This is a genomic window from Glycomyces sp. NPDC046736, assembly GCF_040645615.1.
GTDB lineage: Bacteria > Actinomycetota > Actinomycetes > Mycobacteriales > Micromonosporaceae > Glycomyces.
The window spans coordinates 32,048-49,386 of the sequence record NZ_JBEYYO010000002.1 but is presented as its reverse complement, the minus strand read 5'-3'; the positions used below and the strand labels follow the sequence as shown (position 1 = coordinate 49,386).

Here is a 17,339-nt window from a genome sequence, read left to right as displayed (position 1 = left end):
AGATGAACCGCGCCCTCCGGATCATCTTCTCCCGCTATGGGATCGTCGTCATCATCCTGGTGCTCGTGCTGGGTGCGATCGCGCTGGCCAACGACCGCCGCCAGACTCCGCTCGACGGCATGGAATCCAACAGCGAAGGCACCCAAGGGGAGCGCACCTCCGAGCCCATCACCGAAGACGACGGGTTCGCCACCGAGGCCTGCGACGGCGACGATTGCTTCGCGGTCGAAGACCTCCCCCAGGAGGCCGTTGACCGCGCGGTGGCCTTCACCGCGGCCTGGCTCAACCCGAACGGCTACGGCCCCAACAGCTGGCACAACTCGATCGCCCCCTACCTCACCGCCGAGCGCGCCGACCTCATGGAAGGCGTCGACCCGATCTCCGTGCCCGCCACCAAGATCGAGGGCGAACCCGAAGCCGAGGGCACCAAGGTCACGATCCCCATGGACACCGGCACCCTCACGCTCACCATGGTCGAGGGCCCCAACGCCTGGCTCGTCTCGGCGATCGACTGGGAGCAGTCATGACCACCATCGGCGATCCCGTGGACCCGAGCGCGAAGCGGCGGCGCATCCCCAAGCGGTTCCGGCCGCTGATGTGGACGCTCGCGGTGGCGATGGTCTGCTGCCTCGGGGTCGTGGTCTCGGTGGTGCAGTTGCTGTCCGATCAGTCCAGCGACGACGACGGCAGCGTGATCCTCGCCGGGTGCGGCACCAACGTCGTGATCGACCCCGACTCCGAGTTCCCCGAGATCGGCCCCTACTCCTCGGAGCAGATCCAGAACGCCGCGATCATCATCTCGGTCGGCCAGGACATGGAGGTCCCCGCGCGCGGCTGGATCATCGCGGTCGCCACCGCGATGCAGGAATCGCGCCTGACCAACCTGGGTCACTTGGGGGACCGCAACGACCACGACTCGCAGGGCCTGTTCCAGCAGCGCCCGTCCTCGGGCTGGGGCACTCCGGAGCAGGTCACCGACCCGGTGTACGCCTCGACCAAGTTCTACGACAAGCTGCTGACCATCGACAACTGGGAGACCCTCCCGCTCACCGTTGCGGCGCAACGGGTCCAGATCTCCGCGTTCCCCGATGCGTACGCCAAGCACGAGCCCCTCGCCACGGACATCGTGAACACCCTGACCGGCGGTGGCGCTCGGGTCTCAGCCGTCGACACCAGTCTCGGCACCTGCGCGCAGCCGGGTGAGCTCTCGGCCTCGGGCTGGATCATTCCCGTGGAGGGGCCGGTGAACTCGGGCTTCCAGACCCCGCAGCGGCCCACCCACAATGGCGTGGACATCGGGGCTCCGAGGGGCGCGACCGTGGTCGCGGCTTCGAGCGGCACGGTCATCACCTCCGAGTGCAATGCGAGCCTCTACGGCCAGCCCTATTCATGCGATGTCGACGGCTCGCCCGAGGTCGCCGGTTGCGGTTGGTACGTCAACATCCTGCATGCCGGGGATTACCTGACCAGGTATTGCCACTTCGCTTCTGCGCCTTTGGTCAAGGAAGGCGATGTGGTGCAGGCCGGTCAGATCCTCGGCTATGTGGGTTCGTCGGGCCGGTCCAGTGGGCCCCACCTGCACTTCGAGACGCACCTCAACGCCGACCGCAGCGCCGCCGGCGCGGTCGACCCGGTGGCGTTCATGAACCAGATGGGCGCGCCGCTCGACTGAGGCTCAGGACAGCTCCGTAGGTCCCGAGTGCGGTTCTCATCGGCGGCGCACCAGGTCGAGTGCCGTTCAGTCGCTGCCGCCGCCGATGAAAATGCCGGTGAGCAGCATGTCCAGGGAATCGTGGCACAGCGCCCGGAACTGGTCGTTCGAGAGCGCGAAGCGCCCGGCCTGAAGCAGGGTCACCAGGCCGTACACGTTGGCGGTGAGGCTGAGCCCGATCTTCCAGGACTCGCTGGGGGCGAAGAGCCCCTTCGCGATCCCGTCGTCGATCGGCCCGGTCATCAGGGCGAAGATGCGCGAGCGCCCGCTGTCGACGTCGTCGGGGAAGTCCCGAGCGCCGGGGCGCGGTTCGAGGAACATGAACGAGAACTGGCCGGGGCGATCCAAGGCGAGGAGCACCAGGTCGTCCACGGCCCGGTGGAGGGCTTCGACGGGGTCGGGCGGGATCGGAAAGACGCAGAAGCGTTCGTAGGTGTCTTCGAACAGGTCCTCGGCCACTCGGGTCAGCAACGCTTCGCGGCTGGGGAAGTGGCGGTAGACGGCCATCGGGGTCGTGCCCAGCATGTCGCCGACCTTGCGCATGCTCATCCCCTCACTGCCGCCTTCGATGATGAGTTCCTTTGCGGCGGAAGCGATGTAATCGGGAGTCAAGGTCATGTTCACACCATTTACAAGGGTTTGCCGGCTGCGTCACGGCCCCGCGGGGTTGATCCGGGGCAGAGAAGTGGCCGGCGCATGATCCCCAACAATGCGCCGACCCTTTGCCGAGCTCGTCTTAACCGTCGCAATGACGAACCGTGATGGAGGATGCCCAAACCCGGATTGCTTCGTCGACGATCTCAGCCATATGAATTGTGGCCCACTCGACCTCCAGAGGCGCGCAGACACGCAGGGCGGGTTTGTCGGAATTCAGATGGATGACCGAGCCGAGCGCTTCGGAGCACGGCTCGCCGGGGATGCGCATCGTGATGCGCAGGCGCGCTTGGGGTACGAACGGCTCGAAGTGCAGGAGCCGCCCGCCGATCATCGTCACCCCTCTGGGCAGGGCGTATTGCGTTGCGCGGCTTGGGGAGCAGTCGATTTCGAAGCTCACAGGGCCACCGCCTCGCGGAAGCCGTGGGCGGCGTCGAAATGTCGTTCCCATTGGGCGAGGTAGGGATTGACGGGTCGGTCGCGGTGTGGGGTCTGCTGCGGGATCGCGGCGAGCGGAGAGGCGATCTTGAGTTTGACGGTGGCGGGTGCGGCCTCCTGGCGGGCGGTGCGGCGGGTGGGTGTGAGGACGCGGAGGATGAAGGCGTACAGGGCGCTCCAGATCCGGGTCCAGGGTCGGTCGGCGTCGGTGCGGCGGGTGAGGTTGGCGGCGTGGAGTTCTTGGGATTCGCGCAGGAAGCGGGTCCAGGCTTGTTCGCGGAGGTTGCCGAAGTCGTAGCGGCGGTTGTCGTCTTCCTCGCCCCAGTAGCGCTTGCGGGGGCGGGAAGGTGGTTGCGGCGGGTCGCCGCCGGGTCGGCCGCGCAGGCTCCGGGGTGATTCGGGCTCTGCGGAGGTGGGGCCGGGCGAGGGTCGCCGGTTGGCGGCCGGGTTGATGGAGGGACCGGAACCCGTGTCGGAGTCGGGAATGGCGTCGGGGAGTTCGCCGCGCCGGTGGCGGCCGGTGCGTTGGTCGGGGTACCAACCGGGGGAGCCGTAGGGTCCGGGGTCGGCGGGGTCGTAGGGGCGGTTGCGGTCGATGATCCAGGTGTCGCCTGGTTGGTGGCGGAGGTGCGGCGGTTCGTATCGGGGTGAGCGGGGGTCGGAGTCGGGGATGGTCGGGTCGTACGACTCGGGGTCGTAGCGGTACGCGCCGGGCGAGTCGGAGTCGCTGGGAGAGGCGTAAAGTACCTGCTCAAGGTAGGCGGGAACGCCGGGCCGCTGGTTCGCGTTCGGCCCGGATTTGCTGTTTTCGGACAGCCCGGAATGGCGTATGGTCGTAGACGACAACGGAGCTTGCTCCCTTGTTTCTAGGAGCCGCCCGGTGGACTCAGTTTGGCGACAGGGCCACCGGGCGGCGATGAAAAATCGGCCGTATGAAGTTTGGTGGCGCGCCCCGACTACGTCGGGGGTCTAGCGACGCATTCGGGACGCGCTGACCAAATGGTGAGCGAACATCGCTGGATTGTCAACCACCGGTCACGGAGTGTCGTGAAACATAAGGGGACTTCACCTTCAGGCTTAGCCGAAAAGGCCCTCTGCACCTTCAAGTGATGCGACGCAGTTCCCTTGCACCCCAACTTCAAAGGTGTATCGGTCGACCGCGATGTCACCCTCCAGCTCGACCTCGATGGTGAGCACTGTTACAGGGCCCTCGGTGGTTGTGGACTCGGCCCCGAGCGAGCTGCCGGTGCGCCATCCGTTCTTGGTCTCCCACTCGTCAAGGGCCGCAGTCAAGTCCTCGAGGGTGATGCCCGAGTAGGCGGGGCATTGCATGGCCGAGGCAGTGGCGGTGTCGCGGTTGCCGACGATGTGGGTCAGGTACCGGTTGGCGAGAACTTCAGGGTCTTCGACTTCCGGTGAGGTGCCATCGGTGTCGGGGCCTGGGTCCTCTTTGACTTGTACAGCGTCAGAGACGCAGTAGGTGCCGTCGTCTTCCTGAACGGTCACGATGAATTCTGCGGTGCGCTGCGCACTTTCGGCGACATAGTCGACCGTGCCGGTGAAAACAATGCTGCCGTCGGCCGGAACGGGTTCACCGAGTTGGGGATCGACATCGGTGATGCCGCCGAGTTGCTCGGCGTAGCCCTGCCGGATCGCGTCGAGGTCGGCGGGGGTCAGCTCGGGAGAGGCACCATCGCAGAGAGCGGCGCTGGCACGGTCAAGGTCCTCATTAGAGCCATACCGAAGATACCGAAGGGCCGCGCCTTTCGCGTCGGTCGCGGCTTCGTCTCGGGGATCCTCATTCTGAGTACTCCCAGAGGCGGCAAACCCAGGCGCAACACCAGCCCCAACAAAAACAAGAACAACCCAACCCCCAACCAAGGCAAGGGCCCGCCCCCACTTCCGCGGCGGATCAACATGCTCCCCCTGACCCCCCTCATCAACGGCAACCACCTTGTACCGCTGCCCATCCCCCCCAACAAACCCCAAAGAGCCCCCCCGAGCCCCAGAGGAAGAAGAAAAGGAAGAGAAACCCCGAGAGGAAGAGGAAGCCCCCCCAAACCCCCGCCGCCAAACCCGCCGCCGCCCAAACAAAACCCCACGCCAACCCATCCCCCAACCCTAAGCGACCACCCCCACCCCCCACAACAACTCCCACCTTCCACTCACAGCCGCGAAGCCGTGGGATGCCCGTAGAACTTCTCCTACTCTGCCCTGACCAGACCGCGCTCGGGCACCCGCTGCCACCACCAGCCCCCATCAGAAGGCACATCCGCGTCCACGCGCCCAACACAACCACAGTCGTCCGGCTCGGTGTACTCGACGTACATCCGGTCAACATCATCGAGCGCCGCTGAGCCCGATCGAAGCTGGTCCTGCTCGAACATGGCCCTTTTGGCCTTCGCGTGGGCGCGCAATTCCTCGGGGTCGACGTTCAGTTGCGCGAGTTGGTGAGGGCCCTCTTTAGTGCGCGGGCGGCTTAGGCTGGGGCGAGGTTGGAGGAGGTGGTTCGCTGTGCAGACCAGGGCGACTGAGGCGGCACAGGTGCCGGGGCCGCGGGTAGCTGAGGCGGCGCTTCAGCTCACCGCTCGCGATCCGCAGGTGCACACCAGGATTGAGGCCGAACTCCAGGTCAGGTGCGGGGTCGACACACAGACCCTGCGGGACTGCTTCGTGTGGAACGGCCTCCAAGCCGAGAGCAAGGCCCGCGCCGCGGGCGACGCCGAAGCCGATTTCATGGCCCGCGCCGAAGCCGAGTTCGAACGCCAAACGCACCTGACCCGGACGAGCGTCGACCAGGCGCTGCTGTGCCTGTGGGTCCACTACTCCACCGTCCGGGCCTGGAACCACACCTACCGGGTGGACCTGTTGACCTCTTCGATGATCGGCTTCGAGACGGTGGCCCGCCGCGCCTGGGCGGTGGACACCGACCCCGATCCGTTGGTGGCGTTGGCACTGCGCCTGTGCGCCCTGGTGCGCGAGGAAATCGGGCTCGAAGACCGGCTCAAGACCGGCTCCCGGAAGGCCTACGAGGCGGCACTGGAGTCGGTGATCGCCTCCTGCGAGGAGGTGATGCGCGGCGCCGAGGCCCTCGCGGGCCCGATCGCGGCCTACGTCCTCAGCGAGGTCGCCGTCCGCCACCAGTACCACGTCCAACTGCGGGTCGCGAACAGCGCGCTGGCGGCGAAGTCGGCGGGCAAGCACAAACGGTTCGAGTTCCGCCGGGACCTGCGTCGGCTGGTGAACGAGTGGGCGTTCTCCTCAGTGGAGCTGTCCAAGCTCAACGCGCACCGGCAGGCCCTGGAGCGCCTCCAGGAGGCGCAGGAGGCGAAGCGCCCGTGGATGCGGGTCGACGAGGGCCGCATCGTGTACCTGTTCCCTTTCGGCGTGACGGGTCTGGACTACGACGAGATCACGGCGCGGCTGCGGGCCGCTTTCGTGCAGGGCGGCGGCGCGGTGGTGTCGCCGACGGCGGTGCTCGACCATTTCACGGCCCATGCGGACATCTGGGAGCCGCATCTGGAGCAGCGCAAGCGGTTCGACGGCATGGAGCTGCGACTGCCGAAGGTGCGACTGCGGGTGGACGAGGACACGACGGAGGAGTTGGCGGCTTCGATCCGCCTCTCGCCCTTGGGTGTGCACTGCCTGCGCCTGGAGCGGTCGGTCGAGGACATGTACCCCAGCGAGCTGCACGCGGCGATGTTCCGCGCGGCCCGTGAGCACGGCCGCATCGAAGTCGACTGCGAAGGCAAGACTTGGGATCGCTTGGCGCGCTTCGCAAGAGACGTGATCTTGCGGCAACTCCCCGAGCAGCTCAACACCGGCCCAGCCCAACGCGAACCAATTGAAGTCCATAGAGGACGATCTCATGTGATCGTCCGGGTCCTGCGTGCGAGCGAGCGGCGGCACGAGTTCGAGGGGCACAGCGAGGTCGACCGGCCGCTCGTCCAGGACGGGCACCGGTTGCTGACCCTGGTCGGGTCCTCGGTCCTGCTGCATTCGGCGCCGGACGCGAAGGAGTCGCTGTGGGACTGGGTGCGGCTTTCCGACGACCACAGCAGGCGGATCTGGAACCAGCGCAACCAAGGCGACCTGCTGATCTCCACTGAGAACACGACGGTGATCGCGGCGCTGGACGCCCCGAACTTCATCTCGGGCGACATGGAGGCGATCGGGGAGTTCACGGCGTGCCTGAGCGGGACGCTCGCGGCGTGGAATCACCAGCTCGACGCCTACCGGGCCGACGTCACGGGGTTCATCAACGAGTACCACCGCGTCGGCGCCGACCGCTCGGCGCAGCTGGAGGCGATGAAGGCCGCGCGGACGAGGATGCTCGGGTTCGAGAACGAGACGCGGCGGGTCATCGCGCTGCTGCATTCGCCCTCGCTTTTGCGCTCGCCCTCGAACGCGGCGGCGTTGCGGCGGCTGCTGGCCGTCAGCGGCGTCGACGAGCAGTTGGCGACGTTCCAGGCGCGCCTGAACGAGGTCATGGCCGACCAGTCGGAGGCGACGTTGCAGCGGTGGGAGGGCGACCGCCAGCAGCGCGTGCGGGATTCGACCACGGCGGCGGTGTCGGCGCTGAGCATCTGCGCGGCGATCAGCATCTGGCAGGCCGCGGGCTTCTGGACGCCGCAGGCGTGGGGGCTGACGGCCGGGTTCGTGGTGTTCTGGGCGGTCGTGTACGTGATGGGCCGGTGGGTGAACTACAACGGGTTCCGTTCCACCGCTTGGTATGCGGTGAAGCTGCCGGTGACGTTCGCGCGCTGGGTCTGGTCGGGCGCCAGCGGGAGGCGGCGGCTCGAACGGTTATAGCTGCGGTGTCGATCCGGAAACGGGCCCCTGCGGGGTCGGGCTCGCCGATACTGGTGGGTCGGGGGGCATTGTGGAGTATCGGATTGTTGAAGTGCGGCGGCCGGATTCGTTGGTGGCGCGGGTGTACGACGAGCTGTTCGCGCCTTCGTTCCCGGCCGGGGAGTTGGAGCCTGCGTCGAGCATCGCGGCGTCGCTGGATGCGGGCGAGGGGAGCTTGTTCGTCGCGGTCGACGAGGCGGGCGAGGCGGCGGGGGCGGCGTTCGGGCGCTGGTCGGCGGCCTCGCGGATCCAGTTGCTCACCTACCTGGCCGTCCATGCCCGCACGCGGGGCGCGGGCCTGGGCGGGAGGCTGCTGGGCGAGGCGGTGGCGGCGTGGGCCGAGCGGTACGCGCCGTGCGCGGTGGTCGCGGAGATCGAGTCGCCCGATGCGGTGGCTCAGGTTGCGGCGCATGGCGATCCGCGCAGGCGTCTGGCGTTCTACAGGTCGGCCGGAGCGAAGGTCCTGGACCTGCCGTACTTCCAGCCGGGCATCGGCGGCCCCGAAGGGCGCATTCGCGGCATGCTGCTGCTCGTCCTCCACGCCGACACGCCATTCACACCCGCGCCCGACCGTTTCGCGGGAGAGGCGTTGCGGGCGTTCCTGACTGAATACCTCGAAGCATCCGAAGGGGACACTCCGACCGACGCCGAAGCGGCGGCGCTACTCGAGGCGACCGACCGCCCCGGCGGCGTGCCACTGGAGTGATCGCTCAGGATTCGCGGTTCCTGTCACCGATCAGCGCACCTCCCCCGCCAGAGGGGCCCTCGTTCAGCCTCGGCGGTCCTCCAGGTAGCGCATGAGCTTCGCGGCCGAGGCGCCGAGCTTCTCGTCGCCGTCGATCACGCCGCGCAGATCCTCTGGGGTGCAAGGGCGTCGGTCGGCCAGGCGCGCGATGTCGAGGAAATGCGGGTTGACCTCGGCCCGGCGGTAGGCGGCGAGTTTGTGGTGGCCGTCGAGGAGGAAGGTGACGCAGTCCTGCTCGTCCCCCGGCGGTTCGGAGCGCAACGCGACCGCGAGCGGTCGCTCCCCGCGGCCGATCGCCTCGGCGTAGGCGGCCACGGTCGCGTCGTCCAAGGGCGGCCAGGCATCGGTGGGGATGACCGCGGTGCCTTCGGTGCCGATCGGCTCGTACGGGTACCACCAGGCGGTCTCGTTCTCCCCGAACGGTTCGATGTGGACATTCGCGTCGCGCCACACCCGGACCCCGTAGTGCCCCGGTTGCAGCAGCGCCAAGATCGGACCCGCCAACTCGACCGGGTCCTCAGTGGAGGATCGAAGTCGTTCGCGCAGGCCGCGGAGCGCGGCGCGCAGGACCGCGTCGCGGGTGCGGATCGCGAACCGGTCGATCGAGCCCGAACCGGTGTAGCCCTCGACGATGAGCGGTCGCCACCCGATGCGCAGCGCGCTGGCCCCGTCGTGGCCGCCGATCGAGACCGTGCCGTCGCCGTCCTCGACTTCTGTCACCCGGTACCCGAGCGACTCGGCCAAACGCGTGATCATGTGCTCCTCCGTTCCCACCACGGCATCCGGGCATGGGAGCCCTCGCGACCGCCCGGTTCAGCACGTTTCCTCCCGTTTTTCAGGCACCGGGAGGACGGTCCGTGGCCGCGACGACACTCAGGCCGCATGGAGGGTACCCCGCCCATACCCACCCGAAAACCTCCGCCGAACCCCGGCCCGGCACGGGCCGCGCACCAAGCGCGGACCCTGCCGGGCACCGGATCCGAATACACTCGGTAGCACCCTCGCCCCCTCAGCACCCGGAGTCCCCGTGGCCACGCCCCCGCCGCAGTACCCGATCCACGACGGCCCGCCTCCCTACTTGGGCCACGTCCCCTACCCGATGCGCCCGCCGCGCATCCCGGGCCTGACGTTGACCGCGTTCATCATGATGTGGGTGCTGTTCGCAGGTTCAGTGTGGACGGTCATCAACGCAGTGACCCTCCTCGTGACCGATCCGAGCGCGTACAGCGAGGCCTACCCGGTCATGGCCGAATGGGCACCCTTGCTCCAGACCGCCATCGGGGCCCAAGCCCTCGCGTGGGCGATCATGCGCGGGATCCTCGCCATGCGGATCTACCGCCGAAGCGCCACGGCCCGCACGTACGCGATCGCGCTCGAGGCGGTCGGCCTGGTCTTCCAGTGCGCGCTCGGCGCGGTCCTGGTCTCGGCGATCGACTTCGCCCGCCCTACCGGCTTCATCTACATCAACTTCGACTGCGTCGCCATCGTGCTGCCCATCCTCGTCATGTGCTTCCTCTCGTCCCACAAATCGAAATGGTGGTGCGACCGCTAAACGCCTTGCCGCCGGTGGCACCGGCTCCCTATGGTGGAGCCCGAAAGTGAGGACAGCCCCGTGACGAAGCTGAACCAGATCATCGCGATCGAGAAGTCCACCAAGACCAAAGCCGCCCGCGTACTCAACGAAGCGGGGCGCGAGCTTTCGAAGGCGCCGCTCCTGTCGGGCATCTCGCGCACCTACCAGCCCAAGGACGAGGAGGGCGAGCAGCTGCCGCCCGAGTCGACAAAGGTGCAGCGGCGCGTCGAGGAGCAGCTGCGGGACGTGGCCGAAGCGCTGACCCGCCTGTTCGACGTGGTGGCCACAAAGGACCGCACGAACGCGCTCGCGACCGCTGACATCGTGGTGGACGGGGAGACGCTCGTGGCCGACGTCCCGGTCACCTACCTCCTGTTCCTGGAGAAGCAGCTCGGGGAACTCCAGACGTTCGTCAGGGCCCTGCCGGTGCTGGACGCGGCCGAGTCGTGGACGTTCAACGACGCCGCCGACTGCCACGCCACCGACGCGGTGAAGACCGTGCGCACCAAGAAGGTGCCGCGCAACCACGTCAAGGCCGAGGCCACAGAGGAGCACCCGGCGCAGGTCGAGGTGTACTACGAGGACATCCCGGTCGGCTACTGGACGACCGTGAAGTTCTCCGGTGCGGCCCCGGCCAAGCGCGTCACGCAGCTGGCCGAGCGGGTCGAGAAGCTCCAGACCGCCGTCAAGTTCGCGCGGGAGGAGGCCAACGGGACCGAGGTCGTCGACGAGAAGGTCGGCGCGAAGGTCTTCGGGTACCTCCTGGGCGAATAGGCCCCCTAGACCCCCTGTTTTGAGCGACAGGGGAGGCGCGCAAGCGCCGAACACACTGAAACTGAAGTTCAGCCGCAATACAACGCGGCCCGAGTGGGGGTTCGAGTCCCTCCCGTCCCGGCGCGACCGTCCGGGGCGGTAGCCCAAACGGTAGAGGCAGGCCGCGAAGCAGTAGACGCTCGCTCCAGATTCAGTATTCGCCACGCCGCGCGACCCGCGAGGAGTCTCTCTGGGACATCAAGGTTGGGGGTTCGAATCCCTCCCGCCGCACCACATGCGGCGGTAGCTCAATGGCAGAGCGCGATGCTAGCAGCAGCCTCAACGACTCCCGTACGGGACGAAGCGGCAACATGTGGCACATAGCGGCCCGGTGTCGAGGTCAACGACCCGGGCCGCACCTGTGCCCCACGGACCCCCGGTTCACGGTAGGGCAGACCCTACCGGCGAAATGCCTGCTCGCAGGCTCGGAACCGGGCGCCGCGGCGGCCAGGATTGAAGACATGAACACGATCTTCAAGCAGCTTCGCACCGACACCGGTTACCTGCTCTCCTCGCTCCCGATCGCGATCCCCGCGTTCGTCATCACCATCGCCGGCTTCGCCGCCGGCCTCGGCACCGCCGTCATCTGGATCGGCGTCCCGATCCTCGCCGCGACCCTCTACGCCATGCGGGGCCTGGCCACGGCCGGCCGACTCCAACTCGCCGCGGTCCTCGGCCAGCCCGTCCCCGCGCCCCACTACCGCCACACCGACAAGACCGGCCTGCGCCGCTTCCTCTCCCCCATCGCCGACGGCCAGTCCTGGCTCAACCTGCTGTGGGGCCTGGTGAACTTCCCACTCGCCATCACCGGTTTCGTTGTGGCCCTGACGATGTGGGCCGCGACCCTGGCCTCGCTGACCTACCCGCTGTACTCCTGGATCATCCGCGGCGCCACCGGCGAAGCCGACGGCATTGAGCACGCGACGCGCTGGCTCGGCTGGGGCGATTCCTACCTGGCGGTCTCGACGCTGGCAGTCCTGGGAGGCCTGGTCCTGGCCGCACTCCTGCCGCTGCTGCTGCGCCTGTTCGCCCTGACGCAAGCGAGCCTGGGCCGGGCCCTCCTGGCCTCACTGTCCGAAGCAGACACGCCGCACCACGAGATCCGCTCGGCGGTGACCGAAGCGGAGGTGGTGAGGATCCAGGAGCGCCTGACGACGGTGTAAGTCGGCTCGTTCGAACGGCCACCGTCGCGCGAGGTCGTGAACGAATGCGATTGGCGGGGTGTGCGCATAGCGCACACCCCGCCAATCGCATTCGTCGTTCGACTAGTCCTCCGGGTCGAGCGTTCCCGATTCGACCTCCAGCTGGAACAGCCGGTCCAGCGCGGCGAGCCCGTACACGTCGGCGACCGAAGCGGCGCAGGCGAAGTCGCTGAGCATGTCGAACCCGTCGCGAATGCCGAGCCGCCCGAGCCGGTAGGCCGCCTCGATCCGCCCCGACCAGTGAATGCACGAATCGACCGCCAGCACCGAGTACGCCTCGATCCCCACTTCCGGGTTGATCCCGTGCATCGCCTCGGCCGCGTCGATCCCCAAGTGATGGTCCATCACCGCCTCGACGCCCTTCACCAACCGCCACAACGCGTTCTCGGCGTCCTCGGAGTTGAAGTCGGCGAGCTGCTCAGCGCAGATGATCCGCAACCGCGCACTCACCAACGGCGCGATCGCCAAGTGCCGCAACGCCATCGCCGCCGCGTCCCGGTTCACGCGCCGCAGCGTGTTCGCCGCCGAATGCCGCACGTACTCACTGACCTTGTCATCGGTCACCAACTGCATCAGAGCGATCCCCGCCGCCCGACGCGCGCAGTCGGCCAGCGCGTTCGCAGCGTCCAGGCGATACTTGTCCGCCACAGCGGCATCGGCCGCGATCGACTCCAGCGCCCGCGAGGCGTCGTCGAGATCGAAGCGGCTCATGTGCTCGGCGGCTTCGAGACGCACCTCGACGTCCACTTCAGACGTCACCGCTACAGGCGCGAGCCGCTGCGCCATGTCCTTGCCGCCCAAGTCGACCAGGTCCTGAATCAGTTGGATGCGCAGGTCCGGGTCGAGCGCCTCGTTCTGGATCGAGGCCACCAGGCTGCTCATCGCGCGGTCGCGGCGGTCATGCGTCTCAGCGTCCACAGTGGCCGTGACGGCCATGCCGATCGTGGTGGGGCCCTCCGCGTCCCAGAAACCCGAACGGGACCGCTGCTCATCGCGCTGCGCGCGGGCGCGCCTGCGGCGCTGCCAGCGGCTCGTCGCCCACGTCGCGGCGATGGCGGGGTAGAGGAGGCCGTAGCCCCAGAGGCGGTTGACCCCGGACAGCTCCACGACCGGAACGGGCGCGAGCATCACGGAGCATCGGAGCGTCCAAAGCTGCACTGCATTGGCGTTCGCCATACGTTGAACCTCGGGTAGAAGCGTTTCTCTTAGCTGCCTGAACTTCTCGGTACGGCGTCGCCGCCGGCCACGGCGGGGGTCCGTCGGGGCGGGTTGCGCGCCTGAGGGATCGCGGGCGCGCAGAGGGCCGGGGAAAGAATCGTAGTCCCGCCACGCCAGCCCCGATCGCACAGGGTGTGCGACAGGACGCAATGCGCAGTCCCAGGCGTCACCAATGAGGCGGAAGGGGCCGGGGCGAGGTTCGTGCCCATATGCGTCAGGCGCGCTCAAGCGACCCTCGACCTGCACGTTTCGGGGTGCCACAATGACGCCGGTGGCCTGTACGATCGAGGTCACCTCCGGTGAAACCCATTCACCGCGTCCGATTCCCCCGAGAAGACGAGGCGTACCGAGCGATGACGTATCCGCCCCCCGGCGGCGAGAACCCGCAGTACCAGCTGCAACCCGAGCCGCAGCCGCCCACCGACCCCTACATGCAGGGGTACAACACCACGCCTCCGCCCGGCAACTACTACCAGCAGCAGCCCCCGCAGCCGCAGTACACCCAGCCGGGCCCGCCGATGATGTCACCGCAGGTGGGCGTGCAACAGGGCTACCCGACGGCGCCCGGATCGGTCCTGCCTCCCCCGCTCCCGCCCGCGCGGCAGGGCGGCAGCCTCGGCGTCATCCTCGCAGTCGTCATCGGCCTGGTCCTGGTCCTCGGCGTGGCCGCCGTGCTCATCATCCCCGGCCTCGGCGACGACAAACCCGACGCCAAGGGCGGCGACGAGGACAAGACCACCGCCGAGGAAGAGCCCTCCTCCGAACCGGTCGAAGAGGAGACCACGGAGGAAGAGGACACCGGCGGCACCGTCGACGACGACTTCGCGACCTGGGGCACGCCCGTCAACTCCGACAGCTTCGACGCCAACACGCCCGAAGGCGCGGCTCTGACGTACCGTCTCGCCGCCGACTCCGACGACAACGCGGCGCTCGAATCGGTCGTGTGCGCCAACCCCACCGACAGCATGGAGTTCGACCGCGACTGGGAGCTGGAGAACGAAGGCTGGGGCTTCGGATTCCTGCTGTGGAGCATGTCCCGCGAGGTCTCCGGCGGCACCGAAGTCTGGGTCGGCTGGACCATGGACGACTCGGCGCCCGAAAGCCAAGAGGACGTCGACGGAGGCAGCGGCTACACGTTCACCGCTGTCGAAGAAGGCGGCCAATGGAAGCTCTGCGACGTCGAATACTGACCTCATGCGAAGGGCCGCAAGCAGACTCGCGCTCACACTGAGCGCGCTCCTCATCGGCGCCGCGGCCGCGCTGGCGGTCGCGGCCCCGGCGCAGGCCAACGCGTTCGCTTGCACGAAGTACCTGACGAACCAGGGGTATGCGGTGTCGGTGGGGATGACGCAGGCGTGCAGGGCCGCGCAGGCCGGCGGCAAGGTGGTGGGGTACGCGCAGTGCTACCGGCAGCTTCAGTTCCTGAAGGTCGCGAAGGCGCACGCCGATAAGGCCTGCACTTTGGGGTACCGCTAGGGGCCGGTCAGGCTCGTTGTTTTTGCTAGGGGTGGCTCGGTCGCGAAGCGACCGGGCCACCCCTAGCAAGTTATCCACAGGTACTGAGCTGGGATTACGCGGATTTCAGCCGAAGTTATCCACAGGCGGAAAGTTTTTGTGGACACCTGGTGGCAGAGTGGTCACAGTTGTCACATGACGCAAATACCGACGTATCGCACCGCGACAGCCACGATGACCGACACCACCTATTTCGACGAGGAAATGTCGGATTCCCATTCCGACCTCCTCATGCGCTTCGAAGCGGCCTTCGAATCCGATTACCGCCTGGTCGCGACCGGCCGCACCGCGGCCTGGATCCACGGCTTCGATGTCCTCCCGCCGGGCGCCGACCAGCGGCGCTGGCCGGTAGAAAGCTCGCCTGACCCGCCGCTGTCCCAGATCACGGTGGTCGACGGCCTCCCGGTGACCACCCTCGCCCGCACGCTGGTCGACTGCGCGGCCGACCTGCCTCGCCTGGAGGCGGTGGCCGCCGCCGACCAGATGCTCCGCGCGGGCATCGGTTCCGACCACCTCCTGGCCGCGCTCGAACCGGTCCACGGCGCGCGCTTGAGGCAGGCGAACACCACCCTCCTGTCGGCCGACCCGCGGGCGGAATCGCCCATGGAGTCCTGGACCCGCTGCCTCATCGGTGACGCGGGCCTGCCACCCCCGGTCCCGCAACTGCGGGTCCGCACACCGAACGGGCGGGTCAAGTTCCTCGACCTCGGCTGGGAGCGATGGCGGGTCGGAGTCGAATACGACGGCCTCGCCACCCACCTCGGCCTCACCGCCGAAACCGCCGACCACCGCCGCCATCAAACGCTCCGCAATCTGGGCTGGGAGGTCCATGTCCTCACCGCATCCGATGTCACCGAACACCCCCGCCCCTGGCTCACCCGCCTCCGAGACACGCTCCTCGAACGAGGCTGGAGCCCCGACCAGGACGAGCTCGAGGAGATCAAGACCCGAATCGAGGCGGTGACCATGGCCCTGCACCAATAGCGGTCAACGCTCCGGGGAAGCGAGAAGGCGCCTCCCGCAACCCCGGAGCCGAGCCCCGAAGCGAGCGGCCGCCCTCGCAACCGGGACAACCGCACCGCGTCCGCCCCCTCGCGGACGCGCAGCACCGAGGGAGGGCAGGTACCGAAGGGTGGGGTGGGCAATCGAAGGGGAGGGGTGGGTGGGGGGCGGGGGGGGAGGGGCCCCCGGGTGGGGTGGGCCTCCGAGCGGAAAGCGCGGACCGAGTTCCGGGCGCGCCCGGGTTACGATCAGTGCGAGCATTGTTCGAGTCGTCGGGGAGCGCACGTGGCGGAAGGTTCGTTCACCGGTTTCGCGCGCCCCGCGGTGCCGACCCCCCAGGAGATCCGCGCCTGGGCGCTCGACCCCTACTCCACGGCCCCCGAGGGCCGCCAGTGGGACCTCACCCTCGCCACCGACGAGCTCGCCGACACCTGGCTCGAACTCGCCGCCGACGAGACCTGCCCCAAGCGCTCCTTCGCCCTCCACGTGCTCTACATCTACGCCGGCGACGCCGTCCGCACCAAGTTCCGCGTCCACACCCGCAAGCGCGTCGACCGCCTCCTCGACAAGGCATCCGAGTCCAAAGACCAGTATGTTGGACTCTGGGTCGCCAACACCAAAGCGCTCATCCGCCAGCCGGACCTGTTCGACTACCACGAATGGTGCAACGGCGGCCTCGTGCGCAGACCCAGGCGACTCAACCCCGGCCCGACGAGAAGGTAAGCACATGGTCCCGCCCGACCCGAACATGCGCGTCTCCAACGCCGAGCGCGAAGCCATCATCGCGCGGCTCCACGCCGCCACCGAAGAAGGCCGCCTCGATCTCCAGGAATTCGCCGACCGCTCCCGAGAAGCCTACGAAGCCCGCACCTACGGCGAGGTCGAGCGCCTCCTCGCCGACCTGCCCGAGACCACCGGGACGCTCGCCACCACCACCCCGGCGCCCGCGGCCGCCGCCGGACCCGCCGAGCTCAGGCTCAACCCCAAAGCCTCCTCTGTGGAGCGAAAAGGCGATTGGCTGGTGCCGCGGAAACTCGCCGTGGACGCCAAGGCCAGCTCGGTGAAGCTCGACTGCCGCCACGCGAAGATCAACAGCACCCAGGTCGAGATCGACCTCAATCTCATCGCCTCTTCGGTCGAACTGGTGCTTCCCGCGGGCGCGTACGCGGTGGACGAGAACATCGACGTGGTGGCGAGTTCGGTCGAGAACAAGGCCTCGTACCAAGGGGTCGACGGTATCCGATTCGTCCTTTATGGTCGGATGAAGATCAGCTCCGTGACCGTTCGACACGAGCGCCGCTTCCTGTGGTGGCGCTGGTAGAACCGCAGCGCAGCGCCCTCGTCATTCACTGAATGGCCAACTGTCGGTACGTCTTTTGTAACGGCCGCATAACAGTCATGCCTGATCCCGGCATTCTCCTCATATGAGGGTTTACACCGAACCTTCCTCGCAATAGGCTCGTTTCCGTGCGCCGCAGCCACGGTTCCCTCGCGAACCGTGGCCGAGTATTCACCCAGCGGCGCTCGTCCCCCTTGAGAGGAGCTCATCGTATGGGATCTCCGTCCCCCCGAAGTCTGCGAAGACGCGCCCCCCGGCGCGCCGGAGCGCGAACCAGA

The 17,339-nt window shown here is 67.9% G+C and carries 18 protein-coding genes; 12 read left to right on the top strand and 6 right to left on the bottom strand.

What is annotated here, in order from left to right:
• The first annotated feature begins 2 nt into the window (after positions 1–2).
• Both AB0B28_RS02075 and AB0B28_RS02070 read left to right on the top strand, forming a co-directional pair.
• On the top strand, positions 3–527 hold the full coding sequence (locus tag AB0B28_RS02075) for a hypothetical protein (protein WP_360114994.1): 525 nt from the start codon (positions 3–5) through the stop codon (positions 525–527).
• Complete coding sequence (locus tag AB0B28_RS02070; RefSeq protein WP_360114991.1) at positions 524–1,672, top strand: M23 family metallopeptidase; 1,149 nt, start codon at positions 524–526, stop codon at positions 1,670–1,672. The genes AB0B28_RS02075 and AB0B28_RS02070 overlap by 4 nt, the downstream gene beginning before the upstream one ends.
• 66 nt (positions 1,673–1,738) lie before the next feature.
• On the opposite strand, the gene AB0B28_RS02065 is transcribed toward AB0B28_RS02070, so the two are convergent.
• The 4 genes from AB0B28_RS02065 to AB0B28_RS02050 form a co-directional block, all read right to left on the bottom strand.
• Complete coding sequence (locus AB0B28_RS02065; protein ID WP_360114988.1) at positions 1,739–2,329, bottom strand: TetR/AcrR family transcriptional regulator; 591 nt, start codon at positions 2,327–2,329, stop codon at positions 1,739–1,741.
• 118 nt (positions 2,330–2,447) lie between these two features.
• A complete protein-coding gene (locus AB0B28_RS02060; protein WP_360114985.1) occupies positions 2,448–2,765 on the bottom strand; it encodes a hypothetical protein in 318 nt (105 codons plus the stop codon).
• Positions 2,762–3,649, bottom strand: coding sequence for a hypothetical protein (locus AB0B28_RS02055; RefSeq protein WP_360114982.1), 888 nt, complete (start codon positions 3,647–3,649; stop codon positions 2,762–2,764). Before AB0B28_RS02055 ends, AB0B28_RS02060 begins: the two co-directional genes overlap by 4 nt.
• 231 nt (positions 3,650–3,880) lie before the next feature.
• Entirely contained in the window at positions 3,881–4,684 is an 804-nt protein-coding gene (locus AB0B28_RS02050; protein WP_360114979.1) for a hypothetical protein, read from the bottom strand.
• Between the two features lie 720 nt (positions 4,685–5,404).
• Here AB0B28_RS02050 and AB0B28_RS02045 point away from each other — a divergent pair.
• Complete coding sequence (locus AB0B28_RS02045) at positions 5,405–7,615, top strand: hypothetical protein (protein ID WP_360114976.1); 2,211 nt, start codon at positions 5,405–5,407, stop codon at positions 7,613–7,615.
• Positions 7,616–7,736: 121 nt separating this feature from the next.
• Positions 7,737–8,360 (top strand): GNAT family N-acetyltransferase, encoded by a 624-nt coding sequence (locus tag AB0B28_RS02040; RefSeq protein WP_360114973.1) that lies wholly within the window; start codon positions 7,737–7,739, stop codon positions 8,358–8,360.
• 63 nt (positions 8,361–8,423) lie between these two features.
• On the opposite strand, the gene AB0B28_RS02035 is transcribed toward AB0B28_RS02040, so the two are convergent.
• Positions 8,424–9,155, bottom strand: coding sequence for a hypothetical protein (locus AB0B28_RS02035; protein WP_360114970.1), 732 nt, complete (start codon positions 9,153–9,155; stop codon positions 8,424–8,426).
• A 271-nt stretch (positions 9,156–9,426) separates the two neighbouring features.
• Between AB0B28_RS02035 and AB0B28_RS02030 the strand changes: the two genes are divergently transcribed.
• The 3 genes from AB0B28_RS02030 (at position 9,427) to AB0B28_RS02020 (ending at position 11,948) form a co-directional block, all read left to right on the top strand.
• A complete protein-coding gene (locus AB0B28_RS02030) occupies positions 9,427–9,951 on the top strand; it encodes a hypothetical protein (protein WP_360114967.1) in 525 nt (174 codons plus the stop codon).
• A gap of 60 nt (positions 9,952–10,011) precedes the next feature.
• The gene (locus AB0B28_RS02025) at positions 10,012–10,746 is read left to right on the top strand and encodes a hypothetical protein (RefSeq protein WP_360114964.1); all 735 of its coding nucleotides are present in this window, start codon (positions 10,012–10,014) and stop codon (positions 10,744–10,746) included.
• Positions 10,747–11,246: 500 nt separating this feature from the next.
• Complete coding sequence (locus AB0B28_RS02020; protein ID WP_360114961.1) at positions 11,247–11,948, top strand: sensor domain-containing protein; 702 nt, start codon at positions 11,247–11,249, stop codon at positions 11,946–11,948.
• 102 nt (positions 11,949–12,050) lie between these two features.
• On the opposite strand, the gene AB0B28_RS02015 is transcribed toward AB0B28_RS02020, so the two are convergent.
• Entirely contained in the window at positions 12,051–13,115 is a 1,065-nt protein-coding gene (locus AB0B28_RS02015) for a hypothetical protein (protein ID WP_360114958.1), read from the bottom strand.
• 443 nt (positions 13,116–13,558) lie between these two features.
• Here AB0B28_RS02015 and AB0B28_RS02010 point away from each other — a divergent pair, with 443 nt between their 5' ends.
• The 5 genes from AB0B28_RS02010 (at position 13,559) to AB0B28_RS01990 (ending at position 17,043) form a co-directional block, all read left to right on the top strand.
• The gene (locus AB0B28_RS02010) at positions 13,559–14,395 is read left to right on the top strand and encodes a hypothetical protein (RefSeq protein ID WP_360114955.1); all 837 of its coding nucleotides are present in this window, start codon (positions 13,559–13,561) and stop codon (positions 14,393–14,395) included.
• 4 nt (positions 14,396–14,399) lie between these two features.
• Positions 14,400–14,681, top strand: a complete 282-nt coding sequence (locus AB0B28_RS02005) for a hypothetical protein (protein ID WP_360114952.1) — start codon at positions 14,400–14,402, stop codon at positions 14,679–14,681.
• Between the two features lie 174 nt (positions 14,682–14,855).
• Positions 14,856–15,704: a hypothetical protein gene (locus AB0B28_RS02000; RefSeq protein WP_360114949.1), complete on the top strand. Its 849-nt coding sequence runs from the start codon at positions 14,856–14,858 to the stop codon at positions 15,702–15,704.
• Between the two features lie 303 nt (positions 15,705–16,007).
• Positions 16,008–16,445 carry a hypothetical protein gene (locus AB0B28_RS01995; protein ID WP_360114946.1) on the top strand — a complete coding sequence of 146 codons (438 nt, stop codon included), beginning with the start codon at positions 16,008–16,010 and terminating at the stop codon, positions 16,443–16,445.
• Between the two features lie 4 nt (positions 16,446–16,449).
• Complete coding sequence (locus AB0B28_RS01990; RefSeq protein ID WP_360114943.1) at positions 16,450–17,043, top strand: DUF1707 domain-containing protein; 594 nt, start codon at positions 16,450–16,452, stop codon at positions 17,041–17,043.
• Positions 17,044–17,339 lie beyond the last annotated feature (296 nt).